General features: G+C 55.7%; 25 protein-coding genes. 17 read left to right on the forward strand and 8 right to left on the reverse strand.

Going from position 1 to position 25,411, the window contains the following annotated elements; genetic code table 11:
• Window positions 1-56 precede the first annotated feature (56 nt).
• Both QE270_RS09205 and QE270_RS09210 read right to left on the reverse strand, forming a co-directional pair.
• Window positions 57-1,055, reverse strand: coding sequence for a nitronate monooxygenase (locus QE270_RS09205; protein ID WP_300038448.1), 999 nt, complete (start codon window positions 1,053-1,055; stop codon window positions 57-59).
• 86 nt (window positions 1,056-1,141) lie between these two features.
• A complete protein-coding gene (locus QE270_RS09210) occupies window positions 1,142-2,398 on the reverse strand; it encodes an aspartate kinase (protein WP_300038450.1) in 1,257 nt (418 codons plus the stop codon).
• A 54-nt stretch (window positions 2,399-2,452) separates the two neighbouring features.
• Here QE270_RS09210 and ubiG point away from each other — a divergent pair, with 54 nt between their 5' ends.
• Complete coding sequence (gene ubiG, locus QE270_RS09215) at window positions 2,453-3,190, forward strand: bifunctional 2-polyprenyl-6-hydroxyphenol methylase/3-demethylubiquinol 3-O-methyltransferase UbiG (protein WP_300038452.1); 738 nt, start codon at window positions 2,453-2,455, stop codon at window positions 3,188-3,190.
• Window positions 3,191-3,256: 66 nt separating this feature from the next.
• On the opposite strand, the gene QE270_RS09220 is transcribed toward ubiG, so the two are convergent.
• Window positions 3,257-4,741, reverse strand: coding sequence for a replicative DNA helicase (locus QE270_RS09220; protein ID WP_300038453.1), 1,485 nt, complete (start codon window positions 4,739-4,741; stop codon window positions 3,257-3,259).
• A gap of 147 nt (window positions 4,742-4,888) precedes the next feature.
• Here QE270_RS09220 and QE270_RS09225 point away from each other — a divergent pair, with 147 nt between their 5' ends.
• From QE270_RS09225 to QE270_RS09260, 8 genes are all read left to right on the forward strand, one after another.
• Entirely contained in the window at window positions 4,889-5,371 is a 483-nt protein-coding gene (locus tag QE270_RS09225) for a UPF0262 family protein (RefSeq protein ID WP_300038455.1), read from the forward strand.
• Between the two features lie 105 nt (window positions 5,372-5,476).
• The gene (locus QE270_RS09230) at window positions 5,477-6,142 is read left to right on the forward strand and encodes a GH25 family lysozyme (RefSeq protein ID WP_300038457.1); all 666 of its coding nucleotides are present in this window, start codon (window positions 5,477-5,479) and stop codon (window positions 6,140-6,142) included.
• On the forward strand, window positions 6,139-6,570 hold the full coding sequence (locus QE270_RS09235) for a cytidine deaminase (protein ID WP_300038459.1): 432 nt from the start codon (window positions 6,139-6,141) through the stop codon (window positions 6,568-6,570). The genes QE270_RS09230 and QE270_RS09235 overlap by 4 nt, the downstream gene beginning before the upstream one ends.
• Window positions 6,571-6,672: 102 nt before the next feature.
• Entirely contained in the window at window positions 6,673-7,227 is a 555-nt protein-coding gene (gene dcd / locus QE270_RS09240; RefSeq protein ID WP_300038461.1) for a dCTP deaminase, read from the forward strand.
• A gap of 226 nt (window positions 7,228-7,453) precedes the next feature.
• A complete protein-coding gene (locus QE270_RS09245) occupies window positions 7,454-8,617 on the forward strand; it encodes a saccharopine dehydrogenase NADP-binding domain-containing protein (RefSeq protein WP_300038463.1) in 1,164 nt (387 codons plus the stop codon).
• Window positions 8,618-8,654: 37 nt separating this feature from the next.
• Window positions 8,655-9,980 (forward strand): M28 family metallopeptidase, encoded by a 1,326-nt coding sequence (locus QE270_RS09250; protein WP_300038465.1) that lies wholly within the window; start codon window positions 8,655-8,657, stop codon window positions 9,978-9,980.
• Between the two features lie 310 nt (window positions 9,981-10,290).
• Complete coding sequence (gene arfB / locus QE270_RS09255) at window positions 10,291-10,713, forward strand: alternative ribosome rescue aminoacyl-tRNA hydrolase ArfB (protein WP_300038467.1); 423 nt, start codon at window positions 10,291-10,293, stop codon at window positions 10,711-10,713.
• 12 nt (window positions 10,714-10,725) lie between these two features.
• Window positions 10,726-11,208: a GAF domain-containing protein gene (locus tag QE270_RS09260; protein WP_300038469.1), complete on the forward strand. Its 483-nt coding sequence runs from the start codon at window positions 10,726-10,728 to the stop codon at window positions 11,206-11,208.
• Between the two features lie 39 nt (window positions 11,209-11,247).
• On the opposite strand, the gene QE270_RS09265 is transcribed toward QE270_RS09260, so the two are convergent.
• On the reverse strand, window positions 11,248-12,003 hold the full coding sequence (locus QE270_RS09265; RefSeq protein WP_300038471.1) for an arginyltransferase: 756 nt from the start codon (window positions 12,001-12,003) through the stop codon (window positions 11,248-11,250).
• A 105-nt stretch (window positions 12,004-12,108) separates the two neighbouring features.
• Window positions 12,109-13,329: a threonine ammonia-lyase gene (locus QE270_RS09270; protein ID WP_300038473.1), complete on the reverse strand. Its 1,221-nt coding sequence runs from the start codon at window positions 13,327-13,329 to the stop codon at window positions 12,109-12,111.
• Between the two features lie 56 nt (window positions 13,330-13,385).
• On the opposite strand from QE270_RS09270, the gene QE270_RS09275 reads away from it, so the two are divergent.
• The 4 genes from QE270_RS09275 (at window position 13,386) to QE270_RS09290 (ending at window position 18,576) form a co-directional block, all read left to right on the forward strand.
• Window positions 13,386-14,255 (forward strand): NAD(P)-dependent oxidoreductase, encoded by an 870-nt coding sequence (locus QE270_RS09275; protein WP_300038475.1) that lies wholly within the window; start codon window positions 13,386-13,388, stop codon window positions 14,253-14,255.
• Window positions 14,255-14,446 carry a hypothetical protein gene (locus tag QE270_RS09280; RefSeq protein WP_300038477.1) on the forward strand — a complete coding sequence of 64 codons (192 nt, stop codon included), beginning with the start codon at window positions 14,255-14,257 and terminating at the stop codon, window positions 14,444-14,446. The genes QE270_RS09275 and QE270_RS09280 overlap by 1 nt, the downstream gene beginning before the upstream one ends.
• Before the next feature lie 138 nt (window positions 14,447-14,584).
• Window positions 14,585-15,601, forward strand: coding sequence for an NADP-dependent oxidoreductase (locus tag QE270_RS09285; RefSeq protein WP_300038479.1), 1,017 nt, complete (start codon window positions 14,585-14,587; stop codon window positions 15,599-15,601).
• A 221-nt stretch (window positions 15,602-15,822) separates the two neighbouring features.
• Entirely contained in the window at window positions 15,823-18,576 is a 2,754-nt protein-coding gene (locus QE270_RS09290; protein ID WP_300038481.1) for a TonB-dependent receptor, read from the forward strand.
• A gap of 185 nt (window positions 18,577-18,761) precedes the next feature.
• On the opposite strand, the gene QE270_RS09295 is transcribed toward QE270_RS09290, so the two are convergent.
• A complete protein-coding gene (locus QE270_RS09295; RefSeq protein ID WP_300038494.1) occupies window positions 18,762-20,183 on the reverse strand; it encodes a DEAD/DEAH box helicase in 1,422 nt (473 codons plus the stop codon).
• 113 nt (window positions 20,184-20,296) lie between these two features.
• Entirely contained in the window at window positions 20,297-20,788 is a 492-nt protein-coding gene (locus QE270_RS09300) for a hypothetical protein (RefSeq protein ID WP_300038483.1), read from the reverse strand.
• Between the two features lie 81 nt (window positions 20,789-20,869).
• Between QE270_RS09300 and QE270_RS09305 the strand changes: the two genes are divergently transcribed.
• The 3 genes from QE270_RS09305 to QE270_RS09315 all read left to right on the forward strand — a co-directional run bounded on the left by QE270_RS09305 (window position 20,870) and on the right by QE270_RS09315 (window position 23,748).
• Window positions 20,870-22,330 carry an FAD-binding oxidoreductase gene (locus QE270_RS09305; RefSeq protein ID WP_300038485.1) on the forward strand — a complete coding sequence of 487 codons (1,461 nt, stop codon included), beginning with the start codon at window positions 20,870-20,872 and terminating at the stop codon, window positions 22,328-22,330.
• A gap of 65 nt (window positions 22,331-22,395) precedes the next feature.
• Entirely contained in the window at window positions 22,396-23,175 is a 780-nt protein-coding gene (locus QE270_RS09310; protein ID WP_300038487.1) for a SapC family protein, read from the forward strand.
• Window positions 23,176-23,223: 48 nt separating this feature from the next.
• A complete protein-coding gene (locus QE270_RS09315; RefSeq protein ID WP_300038489.1) occupies window positions 23,224-23,748 on the forward strand; it encodes a cytochrome b in 525 nt (174 codons plus the stop codon).
• 214 nt (window positions 23,749-23,962) lie between these two features.
• Here QE270_RS09315 and QE270_RS09320 read toward each other — a convergent pair whose 3' ends face one another.
• Window positions 23,963-24,844: an N-formylglutamate amidohydrolase gene (locus QE270_RS09320; RefSeq protein WP_300038491.1), complete on the reverse strand. Its 882-nt coding sequence runs from the start codon at window positions 24,842-24,844 to the stop codon at window positions 23,963-23,965.
• A 122-nt stretch (window positions 24,845-24,966) separates the two neighbouring features.
• On the opposite strand from QE270_RS09320, the gene QE270_RS09325 reads away from it, so the two are divergent.
• Complete coding sequence (locus tag QE270_RS09325; protein WP_300038492.1) at window positions 24,967-25,344, forward strand: response regulator; 378 nt, start codon at window positions 24,967-24,969, stop codon at window positions 25,342-25,344.
• The last annotated feature ends 67 nt before the right edge of the window (window positions 25,345-25,411 follow it).

Here is a 25,411-nt window from a genome sequence, read left to right on the forward strand (position 1 = left end):
ACTGTGTTGTGTTGGCAAGACGGTTTGTCTCCCCTCCCGCCTGCAGCCGGTGGGCGTTAGCGCGCCAAGGCAGTGTTGGCTTCGTCAACCAGCTTGGCGATGATGTCGACAACGGGTCGCTCGACATGCACCATGCCAACCGATTGTCCGGCCATCACGGAGCCATATTCGACATCCCCGTCAATCACCGCGCGGCGCAATGCCCCTGCCCAATATTTCTCAATTTCAAGCTGCGCAGTGTCCATGTCGATTTCGCCGCGATCAAGCATCGCCGCGACTTCGACCTGTTTTTTGGTGAACTCTTCAGTCCCCTTGTTCTTCAACGCACGCACCGGGATGACGGGCAAGCGCGGGTCAATCTGCACGCTTGCGACCGCATCGCGGGCATTGGCGCGCAGGAATGCTGCCTTAAAATTGGGGTGGGCGATGCTTTCATGCGCGCAGACGAAGCGCGTACCCAACTGAACCCCTGCCGCACCCATTTCCAGATAGCTTGCGACCGCGCCGCCACGGGCAATTCCGCCAGCAACAAAAATCGGCAGTTGATCGCCAAGCTCGGGTAAGATTTCCTGCGCCAAAACCGATGTCGACACAGGGCCGATATGCCCGCCCGCTTCACTGCCCTCTATCACCAGCGCATCAACGCCGGAGCGTGTGAATTTCTTGGCGAGCGTCAGCGCCGGGGCGAAGCAAATGACCTTCGCACCAAATGCCTTGATCGCTTCAATGCTGCCCTTGGGTGGAAGTCCACCCGCGATAACAACATGGCTGACGTCATATTTTGCGCAGACGTCGATCAATTCCATGATCTGCGGATGCATAGTGATTAGGTTCACACCGAAGGGCTTGGCCGTCAGCTTTTTCGTCGCCGCGATTTCCGCATCAAGCAATTCCGGCGACATCGCACCGCACGCAATAACGCCGAACCCGCCTGCGTTGGAGATCGCCGACACAAGATTGCGCTCCGATACCCACGACATCGCGCCGCACATAATCGCAACCTCGCAACCCAGAAAGTCCGTGCCACGTTGCATGAGATGTCGGAGTTTAGTCATATAGAGCCTCTTATACACAGTTCGTCAGCGCCGCGAAGGCAGCAATCCGATGCCTGACGTCTAAATTGGCGAGGGATGGAGCGGACTTACTCCGCATCCAACCCATAAGCTGTGTGCAGGACGCGCACCGCAAGTTCGGTTTCGTCTTCATCAATCAGCACGCTGACCTTGATTTCGGAGGTCGAAATCGCCTGAATGTTGATTTTACGGTCTGCCAACGCACTAAACATCGTCGCGGCAACGCCTGCATGGCTTTTCATACCCACGCCAACAACCGAGATTTTCGCGACCTTGGTATCCGAAATAAGGCGGTTATAGCCAATGGCATCGCGACGGTTCTCTAATATGTCGGTGCAACGCGCAAGGTCTGCTTGCGGGCAGGTAAAGGTCACGTCGGTCTCGCCTTTGTCGCGGCCGACATTCTGAATAATCATATCGACGTTAATATTTGCATCGGCCAATGGCGCAAAAATATTGGCCACCGCGCCAGGACGGTCAGGGACCCGCGTGAGCGTTATCTTCGCTTCATTCTTGTCATGGGCGATGCCGGTGATCAGTTGACGTTCCACTTGGCTATTCTCCAATTCTGCGTCGGTCACGATCATCGTGCCGGGGATGCTATCGGCGTCGGGCGCGCTGTCGTCGACGAATGAGGACAGCACTTGAATGCGCACGCCTTCCTTCATCGCAAGCCCTACAGAGCGGGTTTGCAATACTTTCGATCCGACCGAGGCCAGCTCAAGCATTTCTTCGTAGGTGACCGCCTTCAATTTACGCGCGCGGGCCACAATGCGCGGGTCCGTCGTGTACACACCATCCACATCGGTGTAGATATCGCAGCGGTCCGCTTTCACGGCGGCAGCGACGGCAACGGCAGAGGTATCCGACCCGCCACGTCCAAGGGTAGTAATGCGATTGTCATCGGTCAGGCCCTGAAATCCAGGGATAACCGCGATATTCCCTGCCTTCATCGATGCGAGCAATTCTTGCGAGTCAATTGACCCGACCCGCGCCTTGGCATGTGCATTATCGGTGTGGATTGGCATCTGCCAGCCCAACCAACTGCGCGCCTCGCAGCCTAGCGCCTGAAGCGTTATCGCCAAAAGGCCAGCCGTGATTTGCTCACCGGCGGCGACAACCACATCATATTCGGCTGGGTCATAAAGCGCATTTGCCTCACGACAGAAATTGACGAGGCGATCCGTGTCGCCTGCCATGGCCGAAACGACAACGGCAACCTCGTCCCCACGCTCGGCCTGCCGCTTGACCAGCTGGGCAACACGGCGGATGCGCTCGGTGCCAGCCATCGACGTACCGCCAAATTTCATTACAATGCGCGCCATGAACACCTTCAATATTCGCTATATTACAATCGCGCGCCCTGATAGGGACAGGATATGACAAACGCAAGCTTACCCACGACAATTAACGCCGCGGAAGCCGCGCATTTTGGATCCCTTGCCGCCGAATGGTGGGATCCAAAAGGTAGCTCTGCCATGCTGCACAAGCTAAATCCCGTGCGCTTAGGTTTCATCCGGACCGCGATCGATGCGCATTTTGGTGGCGATGGTAAGTCGCGTCATCCGCTGATGGGCAAAGCTGTGCTCGATGTAGGTTGTGGCGCTGGATTGCTGTGTGAACCCCTCGCGCGTCTTGGCGGCGCAGTCACCGGTGTGGATGCCGCCCCGGAAAATATTGAGGCTGCAAAGGCACATGCGGCGTTATCCGGCCTAGCGATAGACTATCGTGCTGGCGAAATTGCCGCGCAGGGCCTTGGTCAGTTCGATGTCGTGACCTGCATGGAAGTTATCGAACATGTCATGGACCCCGCGGCGTTTGTTGGAGAGCTTGTCCGCCATCTAAAGCCCGATGGTCTATTGTTGCTCTCTACGCCAAATCGCACAGCAGCATCGCGCATATTCTTAGTCGAGGCGGCGGAGCGTTTGGGTCAAGTCTCACGAGGCACACATGATTGGGACAAATTCCTGACGCCAGAGGAGGCGACCGTTTTGCTTGAGGATTCCGGGCTTGAGATCGTGGACATGAAGGGCATCGCCTTTTCGCCAATGTCCGGATTGCACTTGAGCAGCAATATGGCGCTGAATTACATCCTCAGTGCGCGGTTGCGGGGGTAAAGTTCGTTTCGAAGGTGGTCGGGATAACCTCCACTTCACTCCTGCCGTCAGCTCTGACCCGCCGCCTCAATCATAGCGCGCATCGGCATATTGGTCATCGGCAAGATCGCTAAAGCGCGTGATTTTTGCTTCGAACTTCATCCGCACGCGCCCTGTCGAACCGTGCCTTTGTTTGGAAATGATAAGTTCTGCAACGCCGTGGATTCTCTCCATTTTTTCGTTCCAAGCGTCAAATGCGGGCGTGCCTTCATCGGGTTTTTTCATCAGCTCGTAATAATCTTCGCGGTAAACGAACCACACCATATCGGCGTCCTGCTCGATTGACCCTGATTCACGCAAATCGGACAACATCGGCGTCTTGTCTTCGCGCTGTTCGACAGCACGACTAAGCTGCGACAGTGCAACGACAGGAATACTCAGTTCCTTTGCCAGTGTTTTCAGGCCCCGGCTGATCTCTGAAATTTCATTCACGCGGTTGTCGTTCGCACGGCTTGAACCTTGAAGCAGCTGCAAATAGTCAACAACGATTAGTCCAATCCCATGCCGACGCTGTAGGCGCCGCGCGCGGGTGCGCAAGGCTGCGATCGTCAGCGCCGGCGTGTCGTCAATGTAGAGCGGCAATTCCTGCAATTCGCGGGACGCACGCGAAAGTTCCCGGAAGTCGTCGCGGGAAATTTTGCCCATACGCAGCAATTCGGAACTGATCCCCGATTGTTCGGCCAAGATACGGGTAGCGAGCTGATCTGCGGACATTTCGAGGCTGAAAAAGGCGACCTTTGCACCGGCACCCTTGGATTCCTCAATGCCGTCTTCGCGCTCGCGTACCCAACGCCGTGCTGCGTTAAAGGCGATATTGGTGGCAAGCGAAGTCTTACCCATGCCGGGGCGTCCGGCCAGAATCACAAGGTCAGAATTATGCAAACCGCCGCATTTGGCGTTGATGCTGTTCAGGCCCGTCGTGATGCCCGAGAGGCTACCACCGGAGTTTAGCGCCTTCTCGACATTTTTAATCGCCTCAGTCGACGCCTGCAAAAAGCTCTTCATTGAGCCGGTTTCGCTCTCGCCCTCGGCAACCTTATACAGCGCGCTTTCGGCAGCTTCAATCTGCCCTTTGGGGTCAACGCTTTCGCTAGTGTCGAGCGCGTTGTCGACCAGCGTTCGACCAACGGTCACCAACTCGCGTAACAATGCCAAATCGTAAATCTGCTGGGCAAAGTCGCGCGCACCAATCAATCCCGCGCCATCGGCGGTAAGCTTAATCAGATAGCCCGGCCCGCCCAGTTCACGCATCGATTCATCCGCTTCGAAAAACGGCTTCAGCGTGACGGGCGTGACGAGCATGTTCCGGTCAATCAACCGCAGGATTTGTTCAAAAATGCGGCCGTGCAACGGTTCGAAAAAATGATCCGGCTGAAGTTTGATCGAAACATCCTCGTTCACGCGGTTATCGATTAAAATCGCACCGAGAAATGCTGCCTCCGCCTCGATATTGCGGGGCAATCTTTGGGGTTCAGCTTCATTCGCTGCAGCAAGTCTAATCAGTTCGGCCATAGCTCCCTATCCTTTAGCACGTTGCACTCCGCAAGGGGGCAGAAAAAGAAGTGCGGGGATATGGCTGTGGACAACATTCTGCACGCGACCAATCGCTTGGAACTCGATACCCCTTGCTCCAAAATTATCTGAAGCTAACACAGCAGAATGAGCGATCCACGCATCATTAAGGTTGAATTGGACGAAGCAACGATTCTGCGGCGCAACGCCGATATTGAGCAGGAGCGGCGCGTCGCCATTTTCGACCTGATTGAAGAAAATTTCTTTAAACCGCTGCGCGATATGGGCGACGGCTATGCCGGTCCCTACCATTTGAGCATAAGCGTGACAGAGGGCCGCCTTATCCTCGATATCCGCCGGGAGGAAGGTTCTCCGCACGAGACGTTGATCCTTGGACTTGGCCGGTTCCGCCGCCCGCTGAAGGATTATTTCGCCATTTGCGACAGCTATTACCAAGCTATCCGCAAGGCAAGCGCGGCGGAAATCGAGACCATAGATATGGCACGGCGCGGGGTCCACAACGAAGCGGCAGAATTGTTGATGGAACGACTTGAGGGCAAAGTGGAGGTTGATTTTGCCACCGCACGCCGGCTGTTCACGCTGATTTGCGTTCTACATATCAAGGCTTAAACGCGCCGCGCGCAACTTCTCTCGACTTCGCTAGACCGGAGCGCCTAGAGAGTGGCAGAATCAAGCACGTAGATTTGGGGTCGCATGTTCGGGAGAAATCGCAAATTGATCCGCTGGGGCGCGCTCCTGCTTGGCCTGGCTATCGCGAGCTTTGTCGTTTGGAGCTATGTGACAGCATGGGCGCCCTCACGCGACGTCTATCCGGTGCAAGGCATTGTCGTGAATGCAAGCAATGGGCAACCCGAATGGGCGGAGCTCGGCGCAACAGGCGTCGATTTTGCCTATCTAACTGCCGTCGAAGGCGCGGGAGGTCGTGACCCCCAGTTTCAGAATAATTTAGCGGCCGTGCAGGAAGCCGGTATTCGCTTCGGAGCGCTGCACCATTTTGACCTTTGCCGTTCGGCGTCGGAACAGGCAACGATGTTTATCACCAGCGTGCCGCGCAACAACAGTGCGTTGCCACCAGCGGTACAACTGGATTTCTCGGAAGGCTGCAAAAGCCGTCCGAACCGCGCATTGATATTGTCGGAATTGGCAACCTTCCTGAACCAGATTGAGGCGCATAGCGGCACACCCGCAATCCTGTTACTAACCCCCGCGTTCGAGAAGGAGTATCAAGTGAGCAAGTCGATTGACCGCAACATCTGGCTTGAGGGCAATGGCTTGTCGCCCGATTATTCTGCTAGGCCTTGGGTTATGTGGACGGCCAATGCCCATCGCCGCATCACCGGGATTGACGGCGCCTTGCGCTGGGTCGTGGTCCGCAAATGAGCGCGGCAACACAACGGCTCGTCCAAGCCGCCATTGATGCATCCAAGACCGCATATGCGCCTTATTCCAACTTCCATGTTGGCGCTGCGCTGTTGCTCGACAATGGCCAAATTGTCACTGGCAGTAATTTTGAGAACGCAAGCTACGGCATGACATTGTGCGCCGAAACTGTGGCAATCGCCAAAGCGAACAGTGACGGCCAATTGCGCGCTATACGAGAAATCGCAGTCGCAGGCGGCTTGGCTGGGCATGTTGGTGCAGCGGCAGAGCCTATCACGCCGTGTGGCCGCTGCCGTCAGATTATCAAGGAAGTGGCTGACCTCACCGACACCGACATTCCCGTGCATTGTGCACATGCCGGAGGCTATGAGACATTTACGCTCTCGGAACTGCTACCCCACGGCTTTGGTCCAGCCAGCTTGAAGTAATTCGCTTTTTGGGGCGCGCAAGATACGCACAATTTTTTCTTGACCACCTCTTGCGCTCGCCTCGCAAATTGGCACAAGCGGTTCGCATAACAGGGAGTTTTTATGTCTATCTTGTCTGACATCTGGATCCGCGAACAAGCGCAGGCGACCAGCATGATTGAACCATTTGTCGAGGCCCAGCGCCGCGATGGGTGCATCAGCTATGGCTTGTCCTCTTACGGTTATGACGCCCGCGTTGCCGATGAGTTCAAGATTTTCACTAATGTCGATAGCTCTGTCGTTGACCCTAAAGATTTTGACCCGAGAAGCTTCGTCGATCGTAAGACCGATGTGTGCATCATCCCGCCCAACAGCTTTGCTCTTGCCCGCACGGTGGAATATTTCCGCGTGCCGCGTGATGTGCTTGTCATCTGCTTGGGCAAATCGACCTATGCCCGCTGCGGCATCATCGTCAATGTGACACCGCTTGAACCAGGTTGGGAAGGCCATGTGACGCTGGAGTTCAGCAACACCACGCCTTTGCCCGCCAAAATCTACGCCAATGAAGGCGCATGCCAGTTCCTGTTCCTAAAAGGCGAGCAGCCCTGCGAAACCAGCTACTCCGACCGTGCGGGCAAATATATGGGCCAGCGCGGCGTAACTTTGCCAAAGCTGTAAACCAAATAACATCCTGATAGCTCGGATCAGCCCGTTGCGCATTACCTACAGGATCGGGTTCTGCTGCCACTCGGCTGGACCTAGTCAAACTGGATGGCACCGAGGCCACTACCATCGCGGTTTATGACCGTGTTCCCCGCATTTGGTTCTGCCTCGCAGCGATTTTGGTCGACTCATCGCGCGTTTTTGAGCATCGATTTCAAAATCATTTTTCTGGGAGAGAGACATGCCAACTGAAAGCCGCGAATTCGATATCATTGTCTATGGTGCCACTGGCTATACTGGGCGTTTGGTGGCTGAATATCTCAAGGACAAGAACGGCCTGAAATGGGCGATGGCGGGGCGTAGCCTTTCCAAGCTGGAAGAAGTGCGCGACCTGATTGGTGCCGCCGCAGACACAGATTTGATCGTTGCCGATGCGTCTGACCCCGCTTCGCTCGACGCGATGGCCAAGCGCGCCAAGGTCGTTTTGACGACGGTTGGACCCTATCAACTATATGGCAATGAACTTGTCGCCGCCTGCGTCGCCAATGGAACCGATTACACCGATCTGTGCGGCGAACCGGCTTGGATGCGCCAGCAAATAGACCAGCATGACGCCGCGGCAAAGGCGTCGGGCGCACGGATCGTGTTTTCCGCTGGCTTTGACTCCATCCCCTTCGATTTGGGCGTGATGATGCTGCAAAAGCATTGTGTGGATACCTTCGGTGCACCTGCCCCGCGCGTAAAAGGCCGCGTGCGTGCCATGAAGGGGACTTTTTCCGGCGGCACAGCAGCCAGCCTCAAAGCAACAATGGCGGCGGCGGCGAAAGACCGAGCAGTCGTTGGCTATCTTACGAATCCGTTCAGCCTGTCAGGCGATTTTGACGGCCCGCCGCAGCCTGCGGGGAACAAGCCAGAATATGACGAAAGGTTGGGTAGTTGGGCGACCAGTTTCGTCATGGCCCCGATCAACACCAAAAATGTCCACCGCACCAACCATTTGCTGGTTCAGGCCTATGGCGCAGACTTTGTCTATGACGAAATGGTGCTGACTGGCCCCGGCGAGCAGGGCGAGGCCATGGCCAAGCATGTTGCCTCCACCCCCATGATGGGCGGCGCGGATGACCCGAAGCCCGGCGAAGGCCCGACCAAAGAAGAACGCGAAACCGGCCATTATGACGTGTTGTTCATCGCGGAATATCCCGATGGCCGCACGGCGCAGTTCAGCGTCAAGGGCGACCGTGACCCCGGCTATGGTTCAACCAGCAAGATGATTAGCGAAACCGCGATTGCTTTGTGCGAACATAATGGTCCCGGCGGCGTGACAACACCGGGGGCTGCCTTGGGCGAGCGCCTTGTTGACCGGTTGCAAAAAAATGCTGGATTGATCTTCGCTGTTGAGAGCTGAATACTCCCATAAAGCGCGGGATGGGACGGGAACGATAATGAAAAAACTACACTTACTGGCAGGTATAATCGCTATTGGTTTAGCTTCGCCCGCAACCGCACATATTAGCCCCCCGGGCAATCCGAAGCCAGAGCGCCTGAAGGCTGACGTTGAAAAACTCGTGAGCTTTGGCACGCGCCATACGCTGTCATCGGCGACTGATCCGAAACGCGGCATCGGCGCCGCTCGCAAATGGGCGCAAGGCGAGTTCGAGAAAATCGCTAAAGCCTGCAACGGCTGTCTGAGGACTGAATTGTTAGAGCGCAACATGTCCGGCCCGCGCATTCCCAATGGCGTTAACATCGTCGATGTCCTTGCGATCAAGCCTGGCAAAATGGGCTGGGACCATGTCATCATCATTGCTGGACATATCGACAGCCGCGTCTCGGACGTGATGGATTTTACAAAGGACGCGCCGGGGGCCAATGACGATGGTTCAGGCAGCGCATTGGTGATCGAGGCGGCGCGGATCATGGCACAGCAGCCGCAGACCGAGGCGACTATAGTGTTCGCCTTGCTATCCGGCGAAGAACAGGGCCTGATGGGCGGACGACTGCTGGCCGAAACCGCCAAAGAACGCGGTTGGAAAGTCAGCGCCATGTTGAACAACGACATTGTCGGCGGCACCGTTGGCACCGACGGGCGCAAGGTCGACAATGTCGTGCGCGTGTTCAGTGAAGGCATCCGCGCATCGGAAGATCTGGCGGGCCAGATGGCGCGTCGCAACAGCGGTGGTGAGGATGACGGCCCCAGCCGCGCACTGATGCGTTATGCCGACAAGGTCGCAGCCACGGCCTATCCAGACGTCACGCTCGATGTCTTTGGTGTCCGCCGTCCCGACCGTTTTGCGCGCGGTGGGGACCATTTGCCTTCGCTTGAGCTTGGATTTCCTGCAATTCGCTACACAGTTGGTGTCGAAAATTACAACCAGCAGCATCAGGACCTGCGTACTGAAAACGGTATCGAATACGGCGACACAGTCGACAAAATGGATTTTGGCTATTTGGCGAAGGTCACAGCATTGAATGTGCTGACCGCAACGGCATTGGCAGAAGCCCCGCCAGCGCCAACGTCTGCAACCTTGGGTGGCGCGGTAACCTCAGACACTACGGTAAAATGGGACGCCGCACCCGGCGCACAACGCTATCGCGTGTATCAACGCCCCGCAGATGCACAGGATTGGACGTTTGTCCGCGACGTCTATGGGACAGAAACGGTCCTGGACGGCCTAATCGTCGATGACCATTTTGTCGGCGTAAGCTCCGTCAACGCAAAAGGCGCCGAAAGCACAATCACCTTCGCTGGCCTGCCCCCGCGGCGGTAAGTAGCAGATAAAAATGGGCGCTGCCATTTCCGACCGCGCCCATCATGCCTTTAGACTATTTCAACGCAACTGCGTCAGGCGACGAGCGGTTGCTCTATTGCCCGCGATGACGTGGCGATCAGTGAAGGCATGTAACGTATAACCGCAGTTGAAGACGCTGAAATAATTTTGGTGGACCCGCGGTAACAATATGCCAAGACTAGCTTGTTTTTGATGCCCTTTACAAACCAACCAGATCTCACCGGTGGCAACCTTCTGGTCTCAAGTTGACAGTGTAAGGCTGTCTGCGTGATATTGGCAAAATCCAACGATGGCTGTTACAGGCGTCGCTATGACCTTTGACCTTCCCGAAGATTTGCTTGAAGAAACTTTCTTGGCCTCTACCGGGCCGGGTGGGCAGAATGTCAACAAGGTCGCTACCGCTTGCCAGTTGCGCGTGGACGTATATGCGCTTGGCCTGCAACCTTATGCCTTTCGTCAGTTAAAAATCCTCGCGGGGAGCAAAATGACGATTTCGGGCGAGCTAATCGTAACAGCGCGCAGCCACCGCACGCGCGAGGCCAATCGGCGAGACGCGCGCGCGCGCGTGATCGAACTGATAGACCGCGCGCATGTCCGCCAACCCCACCGCGTGGCCACAAAGCCAAGCAAAGCGGTCAAGGCGCGGCGCGTGGACGCGAAAAAGGACCGAGCCACGATCAAGAAAAACCGTGGCAAGGTAAGCTTCGATTGATAAGGCAAATCCATGTACACATTTAAAATTAAAGCCGCTGCGCCGAAATCCGAATTTTATGCTGAATTGGCCCGCGCGGCTGACGCGCTGACCAGCGGAGAGACGGACGCAGTCGCCAATATGGCAAATGTCGCAGCGTTGCTTTGGGAATATCTGCCGGACGTAAACTGGACAGGGTTCTACCGTGTGGTCGATGGCGAACTTGTCCTCGGGCCATTTCAGGGCAAGGCGGCCTGTATCCGCATCCCTTTTGGTAAGGGCGTCTGCGGGACCGCTGCACAAACGGGCGAGACGCAGTTGGTCGAAGACGTCCATGCGTTCCCCGGTCACATCGCCTGTGATGCCAACAGCGCATCGGAACTGGTCGTGGCGGTGAAGCGTGCTGGTCAGGTTATTGCTGTCATCGACCTCGATAGCCCCTCACTAAATCGTTTCGATGCCGAGGACGCCAAGGGCGTTGAACTGCTGGCTGGGATCATCGCTGCCAGGATCTAATCGCTTGCGTCAAATTTAGCACAAGCGCCTGTCTGTAAATTACAGAGCCTGCGCCTCAGCGTCGGGATCAAAATATTCCCATCCATCGGGACCACGGCGCTCCAATGGCCTGTAACGCGTCTTATACTGCATCCGCGCTGCGCCGTTCACCCAATAACCCAGATAGACATATGGAAGCCCTGCGGCCCGTGCGCGCATGATATGGTCCATGATGATGAAGTTACCAAGGCCGGTGCGGCCCTCGATATCCGGATTATAAAAACTGTAAATCATCGACACGCCATCGCTCTGCTGATCGGTCAGGCAAGCGCCGACCAATTCGCCAGGTCGACCGAACCGTGTCGGTGTGCGATATTCGATCACATGGCTGCGAACGGGAGAATGTTCAACCATGTCAGCATAGTCCATGTCGTCCATATTCGCCATACCGCCATCGGGATGGCGCGACGAAAGATAATGGCGCAGCAGGTCATATTGCTCGGTAGTTGACCATGGGCGGCACTCGCTGACCACCAGATCCGCATTGCGGCGCAAAATACGGCGTTGCGTTGCGTTCGGCCGGAACTCGTCAGTCCGAACACGCACCGATACGCATGCTTTGCAGTCGAGACAGCTTGGCCGATAGGCGACATTCTGGCTTCGACGAAACCCAATGCGGCCAAGCGCCTCGTTCAGTTCATCGGCGTGATTGCCATTGAGTTCAGTAAAGACTTTACGTTCAGTTTTGCCCGGCAAATAGGGACAAGGACCAGGACTAGTAATAAAAAATCGCGGAAAACGAACTGGTGCACTCATATTCTCTTCGCTTACCTGCCGTGGTTGTTGAGAAATTCTGTACCTTTTATGCACAGCTCATCCAGCGCTGAAAAGCGAATTTACCATCTTTTTTGCGATACCTGTTTATTTGTTAAGCTCGACCCGCTCGACTTTGTATCCCGCGACATTCAAGCCATCGACAAGCCCCTGCAACTGCTGGGCGTCGCGGGCTTCGCATTCAATATCGGTGATCAGTCCCTTGGCAGGCAGGGTTGTAAAGATACGCTGGTGGTAGATTTCGATGATATTGATATTATGCTCGTTGAAAAGGCGCATAACCTTAAACAACGCGCCGGGCCGATCCTGCAATGTTAGGCGCAAACGCGCTAGGCGGCCAGACCGCGCGAGATCACGCAAAAGGACATTGGCGAGCAGCCGCGTATCGATATTACCGCCGCACAGAACGATACCGACATTCTTGCCAGCAAACATCTCCGGATTGGCCATCACCGCCGCTAGGCCAGCTGCACCTGCGCCTTCGACCACAGTCTTTTCAATCTGCAACAAGAGGCTGACTGCGGTTTCTAGTTCCGCCTCGCTAACCAAAACAATTTCGTCCACCAGTTCGCGGATGACTTCGCTGGTGAAGGCACCGGGAATTTTAACCGCAATGCCCTCCGCCAAGGTGTCGCCCTCACACGGCATCTGAAGATTTTTAAGCAGCGCGTACATTGACGGGTAAAGTTCGGCCTGCACGCCGATTAGGCCGATGTCGGGCTTCGAGGCGCGCGCGGCTGTCCCCATTCCAGACAGCAAGCCACCTCCCCCGATTGGTACCACAAGCATGTCCAGCGATGGGATGCTTTCAAGCATTTCCAGCGCGACCGTCCCCTGCCCAGCGGCAACGTTGGGGTCATCAAAGGGATGGACAAATGTCAGACCCTGCTCTGCCTCAAGCTGCCGCGCATATTTATACGCATCATCAAAGGTCTCACCAAACAGGACCACCTTACCGCCCACGCTTTCGGTCTGCATCACCTTCACGGTAGGTGTCGGCACCGGCATGACGATAGTGACGGGAATCCCAAGGCGGGTGCCATGATAGCTCAGTCCCTGGGCATGATTGCCAGCCGATGCAGCGATGACCCCCTTGCTGCGTTGTTCTTCCGATAGCAACAGTATCGCATTCAGCGCGCCCCGCTCTTTATAAGCCGCTGTAAACTGGAGGTTTTCAAATTTCAGATATATATTCGCACCTGTCAGCTTTGACAAAGTCTGGCTGTGCAGCGTTGGCGTCTCCACGATGGAATCGCGAATACGGGCGTGGGCGGCGCGGACATGGTCCAGGGTCAATAGGTCAGACATATAAAAGGGCCCTAACGCATCTGGCATTAAGTGAAAACAAACATTAAGGCTGGGGCATGACTAGAATAGCTTTTATCGGATTGGGCGTCATGGGCGCCCCTATGGCTCGACACCTCATACGGGCGGGACATGACCTGACGGTGTACAACCGTTCGCGTGCCAAGGCTGAAAACTGGGTGACTGAACATGGCAGCAGCTTGGCCGCTTCGCCAGCGGACGCCGCCAAGGACGCAGAGGTCGTCATCAGTTGCGTTGGTACCGACGATGACCTGGCTGGCGTGACACTTGGACGAAACGGTGCGTTTGCAGCCATGGGCAAGGGCAGCCTGTATATCGATCACACAACGGTTTCCGCGCGCATTGCCCGGCAACTTGGTGTCGAGGCCAAGTCGCGCGGACTTCTCATTGTCGACGCGCCTGTAACTGGCGGACAAGCCGGCGCAGAAAACGGCACGCTGTCCATTATGTGCGGCGGCACCGAAGCATCTGTCGATGCGGCCCGCGCAATCATCGCGGCTTATTCTAAGCGCATTGTCCATGTCGGCGGGCCCGGCACGGGCCAGATAACCAAGATGTGTAACCAAATCGCCTTTGCCGGCGTAATCCAGTCGCTGTCCGAGGCTTTACGTTTTGCGCAATCGGCTGAGCTTGATGTCGAAAAGGTGTATGAAGCAATCTCGGGCGGCGCTGCACAGAGTTGGCAGATGGACAACCGCTGGGCCACCATGGCGCAAGACAAGTTCGATTTTGGCTTTGCGGTAGATTGGATGCGCAAGGACCTTGGGCTGGCATTTGAAGAAGCGCGCGCGGTGGGCGCAACTTTACCGATCACTGCAATCATCGACCAGTTTTATGCCGATGTGCAGCATATGGGCGGGGGTCGCATGGATACCAGCTCGATTGTGAAGAGATTGCCAAAAGGATGATGAAAACTCCAATTTCGTTCGCTTTCCCTATCCGTTCCGCAAAATCTCTCCGTGCCTCGGCGGCGCTCGACACCGAGGGAAAAAGCAGGCTCAAGACAGCTCTCGCTCTCTTTTTGCTGGCGACCGGAAGCCCTGCATTTGCAGACGGACTGGTCGAAAATGTGAACGGCATTACGCCGATTTCATATTGATTGATGTTGACCCAATGCTTGCAAGCCCGCGTGAATTGCGTAAGGCAGTTGTCAAGGAAACATGGGCGGTGGACGCCCCGTATATAAAAATACTGCAGCAAATGCTGCGGATAGCAAAAAAGATGGAGAGACACGATAATGCGCGCATGGACATTGGCCAGTCGGCCAGCGGGGCTTCCGAACGACAGCAATTTTGCGATGATTGACCATCCCGACGCACCCTTGGGCGCGGAGGCGTTTCGAGTGCGCAACAGCTGGCTATCGGTTGACCCCTATATGCGCGGGCGCATGAATGACGCAAAAAGCTATGCCGACCCATTTACTTTGGGCGAGCCAATGACAGGCGGCGCAGTCGGCACCGTGACCGAGAGCAACAATGCCGAGTTCCCTGTCGGGGCCAAAGTATTGCATATGGCTGGCTGGCGCGATTCCGCAGTTTTTGGCGGTGGCAAGACGCCACCTGCCGGCATGCCCCCCGTCAAATTGCCCGACATAGGCGTGCCCGACCAACATTGGCTAAGCATCATCGGAATGCCAGGCGGCACCGCATGGTTTGGTCTGCTTAAGGTTGCTGAAGCCAAGCCCGGCGAGGTGATTTTTGTTTCCGCCGCTGCTGGCGCAGTTGGATCTACCGTGACCCAGATTGCGAAAGCCAAGGGAATGAAAGTCATCGGTTCTGCGGGCGGCGCAGACAAATGCGCCTGGGTGAAAGAACTCGGTGCAGACGCCGTGATCGATTACAAATCGGGCAAGGTGCTGCCGCAATTGATAGCCGCGCTTCAGGATATGGGTGAAACCGGCATTGATGTCTATTTTGACAATGTCGGCGGCGAACATTTCGACGCAGCGCTCGCCACTGCCAAGGAATGGGCGCGGTTTGCGATTTGCGGCATGATCGATGTCTACAACGACTTCAAGGCACAGCCGATGCAGTATCTGCCGATGATTATTGGTAAAAGGATCATGATCAAGGGTTTCCTTTACCCTGATTTCTATGCGCAAGTACCAGAGTTCAATGCCGACATGGCTGGTCTCATTCAATCCGGCGCAGTTAAGGGTCGCGAAACCGTGAAAGACGGGCTGGAGAAGGCACCAGAAGCCTTTATCGGACTGTTCAGTGGTGAGAACACCGGCAAGATGTTGGTCAAGTTGTAAATAAATTGCTGCGCAGCATTTTGGTGCGGGATGCAGGAGACCTGCAACCCGTCACACTAGCTTTCTGAAACGTCAGGCAGACTAATGTTGCAATATTGTCGCACGAGAAAAATTTTCGAATTTTAGCGTTTAACCACGATGACATCCGCATGCTTAACCACGATGACATCCGCATGCTCCCTCAGTAGGTTGTAACAAGAGTGTCAAATAGGAGAAACTATATGTTGCGACGTGACAAACCCCTTAGCCATGCATTGAAACTATCGGCGGCCTGCCTTGCGCTCGCCATACCTAGCCTTGCATTCGCGCAAGAGACGCCTCAGGCAGAAGATGCCTCGGACGGGGAAATCGTCGTTACGGCGCAGGGTCGTAGTCAGTTGCTTTCGGACGTGCCCGTCGCGATTTCAGCTGTGAGCGCCGAAACGCTGCAAAACAGTGGCGCAAACGACATACGCCAGCTCAACCAAGTTGCACCATCGTTGCTCGTGTCCTCCACGGGATCGGAAGCCAATGGTTCCGCCCGTATTCGCGGTATCGGCACTGTCGGCGACAACCCCGGCCTTGAAAGCTCGGTTCCCGTGTTTATCGACGGCGTCTACCGGTCGCGTTCGGGCATTGGCCTGAACGAACTTGGCGAAATTGACCGTGTCGAAGTGCAGCGCGGGCCACAAGGCACCTTGGGAGGCCGTAACTCGTCGGCTGGTCTGATCAGCATCTATTCGAAAAAGCCAAGCTTCACCTTTGGCGTCAGCGGTGAACTGACATACGGCAATTATGACTTCATGCGCGCCGCGGGCAGCGTCACTGGCCCAATTTCAGAGCAATTGGCATTCCGTGTCGACGGCGTGTACGTAAAGCGTGACGGTTTCTACCGTGACGACCAGAATGGACATGACGTCAATAACCGTGACCGTTATTTCCTGCGTGGACAGTTGTTGTTTGAACCCACCGATGCGCTGTCGGTTCGCCTGATTGCGGATTATACCTCGCGTAAGGAAGAATGCTGCGCGGCAACTTATGTCGACCGGACCGTCAATCAATTTATTGGTGACCTGAACACACCAAGCACGGTCGGCGTCGCGTCAACCGCCACGTCAAACAACATCATCAATGTATTGCGCGACTTGGGTCAGCCACTGGCTGCGTTCAACCAAGGCTATGGCCGCAATATTTCGGTTAGCCCGAACCGCGTATTCAGCGGCGAAACCAAGGACTACGGCTTCTCGGGCCAGATCGATTATGACTTTGGCGGCGCAACTTTGACTTCGATTACGGCTTACCGTCAGTATCGTTCCGGTCAGGCTTCGGATACCGATTATGGCGAAGTCGACATCCTGTACCGTGCGCCAAGCGACGAAGCTTACCGTCAGTTCCACACCTTCACGCAGGAATTGCGTCTTCAGGGTGAGGCATTCGGCGGCAAACTTGACTGGCTGGTCGGCGGATTTTTTGCCAACGAAAAGCTGACGGTGCGCGACAATCTGCGTTTCGGCAACCAATATGGCCGCTTTGCAACATGCCGCATCATTTCGGGCGGTGGCTTGGCGGGTCTGTATTCGCCTGCCAGTCCCTCTTGTGTGGTTCCCGGTGTCGGTGCAGCAACAATCGGTGGCGCTGCGGGGCTTTCCGGTCCAGATGTACTCGCAGCCTTCACGCGGCTTGATACTCTGAACGATCTTGGCACCACTAATGATCGATATTTCCAGAATGGCACCAACTTTGCAGCATTTACCCACAACATCGTGCACATCACCGATACGCTCGATCTGACGCTTGGCCTTCGTTTCACAAGCGACAAGAAGAAGTTCGACGCCACTTTCGGTAATGACAACAGCGCGTGTACTGCTGTCCAAGGCCTCGTGCTCGACGATTTGGTCAATCCGCTGACCACCGCAACGGCACGTGCGCTTGCAGGCTCATTGATTGGACTTTCTTGCCAGGGCAACTCAACCGCGGAATTGAATGGCGTTTCCATTAACGACAAGCGCAGTGAAGATGAATTTACCGGCACTGCAATCCTCTCCTGGAAGCCAGTTGACGATCTCTTGGTCTACGGCAGCTTTGCACGTGGGTATAAGGCGGGTGGCTTCAACCTTGACCGCTCCGCCTTGAAGTCACCTATTCTGCCATTCGGCGGACAGGCCGGGACGCAGGCGCTTGTCCGCAATCTGCAGTTCGATCCGGAACTGGTAGACAGCTATGAACTGGGTGCTAAATTCTCAAATGGTCCATTTGGCCTGAGCGTTTCGGCATTCCGTTCGGACTTCAGCAGCTTCCAGCTAAATACCTTCAACGGCACCGTCTTCCTCGTGCAAAACGTTAACGGTTGTGACAGCCTCGTTGGCGGCTCAAGCGCAGATACTGACCTAAGTAATACGACCGGCAGCTGCGCCGCCGGCGACATCACTTACGGTGTCCGTACGCAGGGTCTGGAACTTGAAGCATCGCTTGTGCCAGCACGTAACTTCCGCGTGGCGGCTGGCCTCACTTATGCCAAGACCACCTATCGGGACGATCTGATCGGAACCAAGAACGGGGCGCCGCTGGATCCCGCGCTGCGCAAATTGCCGGGCGACAATTTGTCTAACGCACCTGAATTTGTTGCCACCTCAAGCGTCACATGGACGCCTGATATCGGCAGCGGCGGCATGAGTGGCCTCGTATACATCGACGGTCGCATGACCAGCGATTACAATACGGGTTCTGACCTCTTCCCGCAAAAGGAACAGGATGGCTTTGCCGTATTCAACGCGCGTATCGGTCTTCGCGGTCCTGACGAAGCATGGGGCCTTGAGCTTTGGGGCCAAAATATTTTCAATCAGGATTATGCGCAGGTCGCGTTCAACGCGCCATTCCAGGGGGGTCAAAGCTCGGCACCATTTGTCGACCCACGATATCCAGGTGGCCGCCAGATCTTCGCGCACTTCCTTGCCGAGCCGCGGACCTACGGCATCACACTGCGCGGCAAGTTCTAAAAACTTAGCCAACGTAAACGGGAAAGGGCCTGCAGCGATGCGGGCCCTTTTTTGTTCTTATGCCTATTGAAACAGCTTTGAAGGACGGGGACCCTCCACCCTGAACTTATATCAGGGCCTTACTTCTGCGTCGTCGAAAAATGAAGACCCTGAAGCAAGTTCGGGGAGACCAATGCAAAGGGTCCCTAACTCCCGAAACCGACGCTCAAGAAGCCAGGCATCGGCCCATTCCAGCTGTCATCGCCAGGCGCCGCCGCTCCCGCAGACTGATCGGGCTTAGCCGTTTCAATCTTAGGCGCGGGCTTCTTGCGCGCGGGCTTTGCGGCGGCTTTCTCTGGCACGGGCTTGGCCGCCGCTTTCGCACGCACGGGCGTTGCCTCTGGAGCTTCAACAGATGCCTCAGGCGTTTCCATCTGCGCTTCTTTAACCTTACTAACCGGGGCCCTGCGGGCACGTTTGGCAGGCGCGCGCTCTTCGCCATCGGCGGGCGCCTCGATTTGACCGAGACGGGCAATCTTATTCCCGATAAGCTTTTCGATGCTTTCAATTGCCTCTTCATCCGCCTTAGTGACAAAGGTAAATGCCTTGCCCTTGGCTCCGGCACGGCCAGTTCGGCCAATGCGGTGGATATAGTCATCGGGGTGCCACGGCGCGTCAAAGTTGAAGACGTGGCTCACGCCCTTAACGTCAAGGCCGCGTGCTGCGACGTCGGACGCTACGAGCAAATCAATGTCACCATTTTTGAATGCCTCTAACTGCCTCTGACGCGACGCTTGGTCGATATCGCCATGAATTTCGCCCGAACGCAATCCGTGCCGCTGAAGGCTGGTGTTCAACTCGCGCACGGTTGTCTTACGGTTGCAGAAGATGATCGCGTTTGACACTTTTTCCGTGCGCAAAAGATCGCGCAACACGTCGCGTTTTTTCATCGGCGACACGTTGACCAAAAACTGTTCGATATTGACATTCGCCGTCGCGGGACGCGCGACTTCGATGTATTTTGGGTTGGACAAGAACTTGTCGGCAAGCTTTTTAATCGGCGGCGGCATCGTTGCCGAAAACAAAAGCGTCTGCCGCGTGCTCGGCAGCTTTGTGCAGATATGTTCAATGTCGGGAATGAAACCCATATCGAGCATCCGGTCGGCTTCGTCGATGACCAGCATTTCGCAACCCGTCAGCAAAATTTTGCCGCGTTCAAACAAGTCCATCAGGCGGCCAGGGGTCGCGATCAGCACATCAACGCCCTTTTCAAGCGCCTTGACCTGATCGCCCATTTGCACGCCGCCGATCAGCAGCGCCATCGACAGCTTGTGATATTTGCCGTATTTTTCGAAATTCTCCGCCACTTGCGCCGCCAATTCGCGCGTTGGCTCCAAAATGAGGCTACGCGGCATGCGCGCGCGCGCGCGGCCATTGGCGAGCACATCGATCATCGGCAGGACAAAGCTTGCGGTTTTTCCCGTGCCCGTTTGCGCAATGGCGATGATGTCGCGCATCATCTGCACTTGCGGGATGGCGGCCGCCTGAATGGGGGTTGGCTCATCATAGCCAGCCTCGCTTAAGGCTCTCAATAACTCGTCAGACAAGCCGATGTCGGCAAAACGCATATGATGTTCCGGAAAAAATGGTGCGACGCCGCCCGTGACAAACCCACGGGGACCAGCGTCGCGATTGGTCGCTACGGGCAGAAATGTCAAGATATATGCCAGCGGCGCCGCCTTTAGCGCGGTATAAGCAGTCTGAATTTGTCGATCTGGCATTTGGCGCCGGTTCGCGCATGCAACATGTCACGATCTACACATAATTTGCCATCATAAGATCGCTCCATATATGCTCCAGCGTAAAATTCACGCGCAAGGCAGCCTTCGCTCAAATATGCGCGAATAAGAATACCGTCCCGCGTGAGCAACTCCAGCGTGCGATCGGGCCCAGGGCGCGAACCACCTAGCCTGTCCAACCGCAGGCATTTCCCGATCTTTTTCTCCTTATACTCGACCTTAGCCAATGACTGTCGCTTTGCCCCGACGGCAGCGGGCGGAGCGGGTTGACTGGGCAGCCTGATAACGACCCGTTGGTTAATGCGCACTTGATCAAAATCGGTCTTCAACCCAAATAGGGGGGTGAACGGGTTCTGCGCAGCGGTGACTTTAAAGTCCGCCAAAGCGCTATGCGACAATGTTGTCAATCCAACCGTAAGCAAGATAAAGGCCATTAATGCGCGCAAGAAACATTCCGGTATCAAGTTGAAGTTCGATCAGCTTTGCTCGATAAGGTTGAACCTATCATGAATTGCATGCCAGACCCTTTGCAGACAATGGAAAATACCGTGCCAGATGTAAACATTTTATCGGAATTTCGGGCCGTATTGGGGCCAAAGGGCTATTCAGACGAAAACGACGTCATTTCGCCTTGGCTAACCGACTGGCGTGGGCGTTTTACAGGATCGTCACCTGCCCTGCTCTCACCCGCCAATACGCAAGAGGTTTCTGCGGTGATAAAGCTTGCGGCCAAACACAGAATTTCGCTTGTTCCGCAGGGCGGGAATAGCGGCATGGTCGCCGGCGCAACCCCAGATAGCAGCGGACAGCAGCTTATCCTTTCCCTGCGGCGGATGAACAGCATCACGGCGATTGACGCGGATGACGGCTTGGTGACGTGCGATGCTGGGGTAATTCTGCAGAATTTGCACGGGGCCGCAGCAAAAGTCGGCAGACGCTTCCCTTTGACCTTAGGTGGGAAGGGGTCGGCCACAATCGGCGGTCTTATTTCGACAAATGCTGGCGGGACCCAAGTTTTGCGACACGGCACAATGCGTATGTTGGTGGCGGGACTTGAGGCGGTACTACCCGACGGATCCATCTATGATGCGATGGCGCCGCTGAAAAAAGACAACCGCGGATATGATTTGAAACAGCTACTGATTGGCGCGGAGGGCACTATTGGCGTTGTCACGAAAGCCGTCCTGCACACTGTCCCTGCGTTGCTGGATCGCTGCGTCGTGTGGGCAGGTATCGACAGCCCAGCCCAAGCTTATGAATTGCTGCTGTTCATGCAGCGGCACGGCCGTGAGCGACTTGAAGGGTTCGAGATACTGCCAGACCGCGCGTTGAACACTGTTACTACCCACATCGCAGGCACGCGCGCGCCGCTTGAAACGCAGCACCGCTGGCATGCGTTGATGGAGTTTGCTCAGGATGACGCCGCCCAGTCGTCACCCCGCGAATTGGCGATGCATCTGCTAGAGCAGGCCATGAGCGCCAATCTGCTCGGCAACGCAACCATAGCAAGCAGCGACGCACAAGCGGAAGCCTTCTGGAAAATCCGCGACACTATTGCCGAGGCCGAACGTGCTGCAGGGCCGGCGCTGCAACATGATATCAGCGTGCCCGTGGCGGCTATGGCGCGGTTTATTGAGGTTGAAGCCCCCCCGATTGAAGCCGCGTATCCGGGCACAAAAATATTAGCCTTTGGACATTTGGGCGACGGCAACATCCATTTCCACGTCAAGGCGCCCGACGGCGTCGATATAGTCAATTGGTATGCGGGTGACGGTAAAGCTATCACGTCGCACGTCTACGACCGGGTCCGCGCATATGGCGGATCACTCTCGGCTGAACATGGGATTGGGCAGGCAAAGATAGCCGAGTTTGAACGATTAGCAGAGCCAGCCCGGCTGGCGGCCTTACGTGCAATTAAAAATGCATTTGATCCGCTCGGCATTATGAACCCGGGCAAGCTTGTTCCACTTGCCTAACGCCTGCTGTCCGCCTAAAGCGCCGGATCGAATTTTCGTCACATAATCAAGCACTGGAGTTACATATGGCCACCGCACCCCAAGCCGCCAACTTGCCACTTTTGTACAACGACCTGATCCCGCTTAACAGCAACGATCACGTGACCTGGAAATCGCGTATGCTTGAAAACGCGAAATTTATGGATGGACAACACGCTATCCCGTTGACGATTGAGGAGTTCGTTCCCGCATCGCGCAACTATCCGATCATTTTTTCCGCGACGGACAATCCCGTGCCGCTGATCCTCATGGGCATGAATGAAGGCGTGAACACCTTCATGAACGAAGATGGGCAGTTTGACCGTCCCGTATATATCCCTGCATATATCCGGCGCTATCCCTTCCTGCTTGCAAAGTTGCGTCCGGATACAGACGAGTTGTCCTTGTGCTTTGACCCAACGTCTGGAGCAGTGGGTGAATTCGACGAAGGCACACCAATGTTCGAAGACGGCAAGCCAAGCGAGAACACGCAAGCCATTTTGAAGTTCTGTGAAGACTTTGAAAATGCCGGCGCGCAAACGCATGCCTTTGTCGAAGAACTGATAAAACTCGACCTTCTCATGGACGGCGAAGTGTCCATCCAACAAGAGGGCCAAGAGCAGCCGTTTATCTATCGCGGCTTCAAAATGATTGACGAGACAAAGTTGCGCGATCTGCGCGGTGACACTGTCCGCAAGTTAAACCAGAATGGTATCTTGGCACTGATCCACGCGCATTTATTCTCGCTGCAATTAATGCGGGAAATATTTGCAGTTCAGGTCGCACAGGGTAAGGTGCCGCAAGTGACGGAATTGCCTTCGAACTGATTTCGATTGCTTCCTACGTGCCGTCACCCCCTCTTCAGGAGTGACGGCATGGGCAAATATAGTAAAATCGCGATCCTATTTCATTGGGCGATAGCCCTATTGATTGGCGCCAACATCCTGTTGGCAAATCTGGCGGAAGATCTGCCTAAGGCGGCGCGCGCGGCTTACATGAGCCCGCATAAGGCCATTGGCATTTCCATTTTGGTCCTGACTGTCGGCCGGATTTTATGGCGCCTTAGCCACCGTCCACCTGCGATGCCTGACAAGGTGGCTGGTTTACAAGCCAAAGCGGGCCTTACGGTTCACATTTTATTCTACGTCCTCATGATCGTCATGCCACTCACAGGTTGGCTCATGATTGGTGCAAATGGCAAAGCCGCGCCAGTGGATTTCTTTGGCCTGTTCACCGTTGATATGGCCATTGGCAAAAATACAATGCTGTCGGGCTTCGCGCATGAGAGCCACGAATTCTTGGCAACGCCGCTGCTTATTCTCATAGGTCTGCATGTCATGGGCGCGCTGAAGCACCAGTTTATCGACAAGATGCCGTTCATTCAACGCATGTGGCCTTAGGCAGCTAACGCACATTTCCCCACAATATTCCGGCGACTGGCCGCCTGCGGGGATAAAATACGAATTTGAGTCTTGAAACTGACACGAGAAGAGCCCATTTCTAGTACTGGATGGAATCATCCCCTCCCGTTTCCATCCAACCGGTGCCTGCATGGGCACCAACTCCCTGAACCTTGGCCACCCCGGAACATTCCGGGGTGGTTTTTTTACGCCTTCATTCGGCGGCAATCAGCGCGGCAGAGCCTAAGGCCTCGTCTGCAAGCGCGGCGACAAGGGCTGGGATAAGCGCACTGATGCGATCAAGGCCGTCACCGGGCTGACGCAAATCGGGATCGAGATAGAGCGACCTGTCGACTTCGAGTTGAAGGGCGTGGATGTTCGCGCGCGGCCTTGCATGACGGCGCAAGATATACGCGCCAGCATAGGGATGGTTCAGCGCCGCAACATAACCCTGGGCATGCAGTCGCGATAACAGCAGCTCTGCATATATGGACGCTGCGCTTTTACCGAACCGGTCGCCGACCACAAATTGCGGCGCGGGTCCGTCAGCGGCGCTGCGGATTGGCGGCATGCTGTGTAAATCCAGCAGGATAGCGACCCCGAACCTTTGCCGCATACGCTCCAGTATCGCGCCGACTGTGTCATGATAAGGCTGGTGGAGGGATGTTATACGGTGCTGCACTTCATCCAGCGTGAACTGACGCTTCCAAAGCTCACCCTCCCCTGAGAGCCGCCGCGGGATGAGGCCAAGGCCGCCCCGCGTTTTGACCCCGGGGCTTGGATAATCCCCCCGCTGCGCCCCTTGCACCATATCTGCGTCGACATCCTGCGTGTCCCGGTTCAGGTCAATCCACGCCCGCGCTCGGTGCGCCATAATTACGGGATGCCCCATTTGCACGCAACGGCGCGTCAGCAGGTCAGCATATCGGTCCTCAAGCCGAACCAGAGCGGCAGGCGGAAGCCGAAGTGCGTCGTAAATGTCATTGGGATAATCGCGCCCGGCATGGGGCACGGACAGCAACACCGGGACCGATGGCGCATCGGTGCCCCAACTTGCAAACCCATCTGCATCCCGTGTCGTCACGTGCGTCCTCACCTTGCTCCCAGTGATTATTGGCAGATAATTGGCAAGATGGTGCACAAAAAATTAATTCTCCGCAATTATTCAGGTTGTTCAGGGCGACGCCCGCATTGTCTAGGGATTTTTAAGGACCGGTGATGTTCCGCATTTTGCTCGCTGAAGATGAACAGGTCATGCACGCATATCTCGCGCAGGCGTTGGAACGATCGGGCTATAAAGTCGTCGCTGTTGATCGTGGCACCGCAGCCGCGCCCTTGCTCGAGGCAGAGCGGTTCGGCTTGTTGCTCACCGACATAATCATACCGGAAATGCACAGGATCCAACTCGCGCGCCATTGCGACACGGTTTCGCCAAGCACCGAAGTCATATTCATCACAGGATTTTCCGGCGTCACCCTGCGCGCCGGCGCGTCGATACCAAATGCCAAGGTTCTGGCTAAACCCTTCCATCTCAAGGATCTGGTTCTGGAGGTCGAGCGGCTCTATGCCAAGGAAAGCTTAGGCGAATTGAAATAGGCTTGAATGATACACCAAGCCCCGCTAGACGCTGGCGCAGCGTGGGCGTATAGCTCAGTGGTAGAGC

The sequence above is a fragment of the Sphingorhabdus sp. genome (assembly GCF_029865925.1).
Lineage (GTDB): Bacteria > Pseudomonadota > Alphaproteobacteria > Sphingomonadales > Sphingomonadaceae > Sphingorhabdus_B.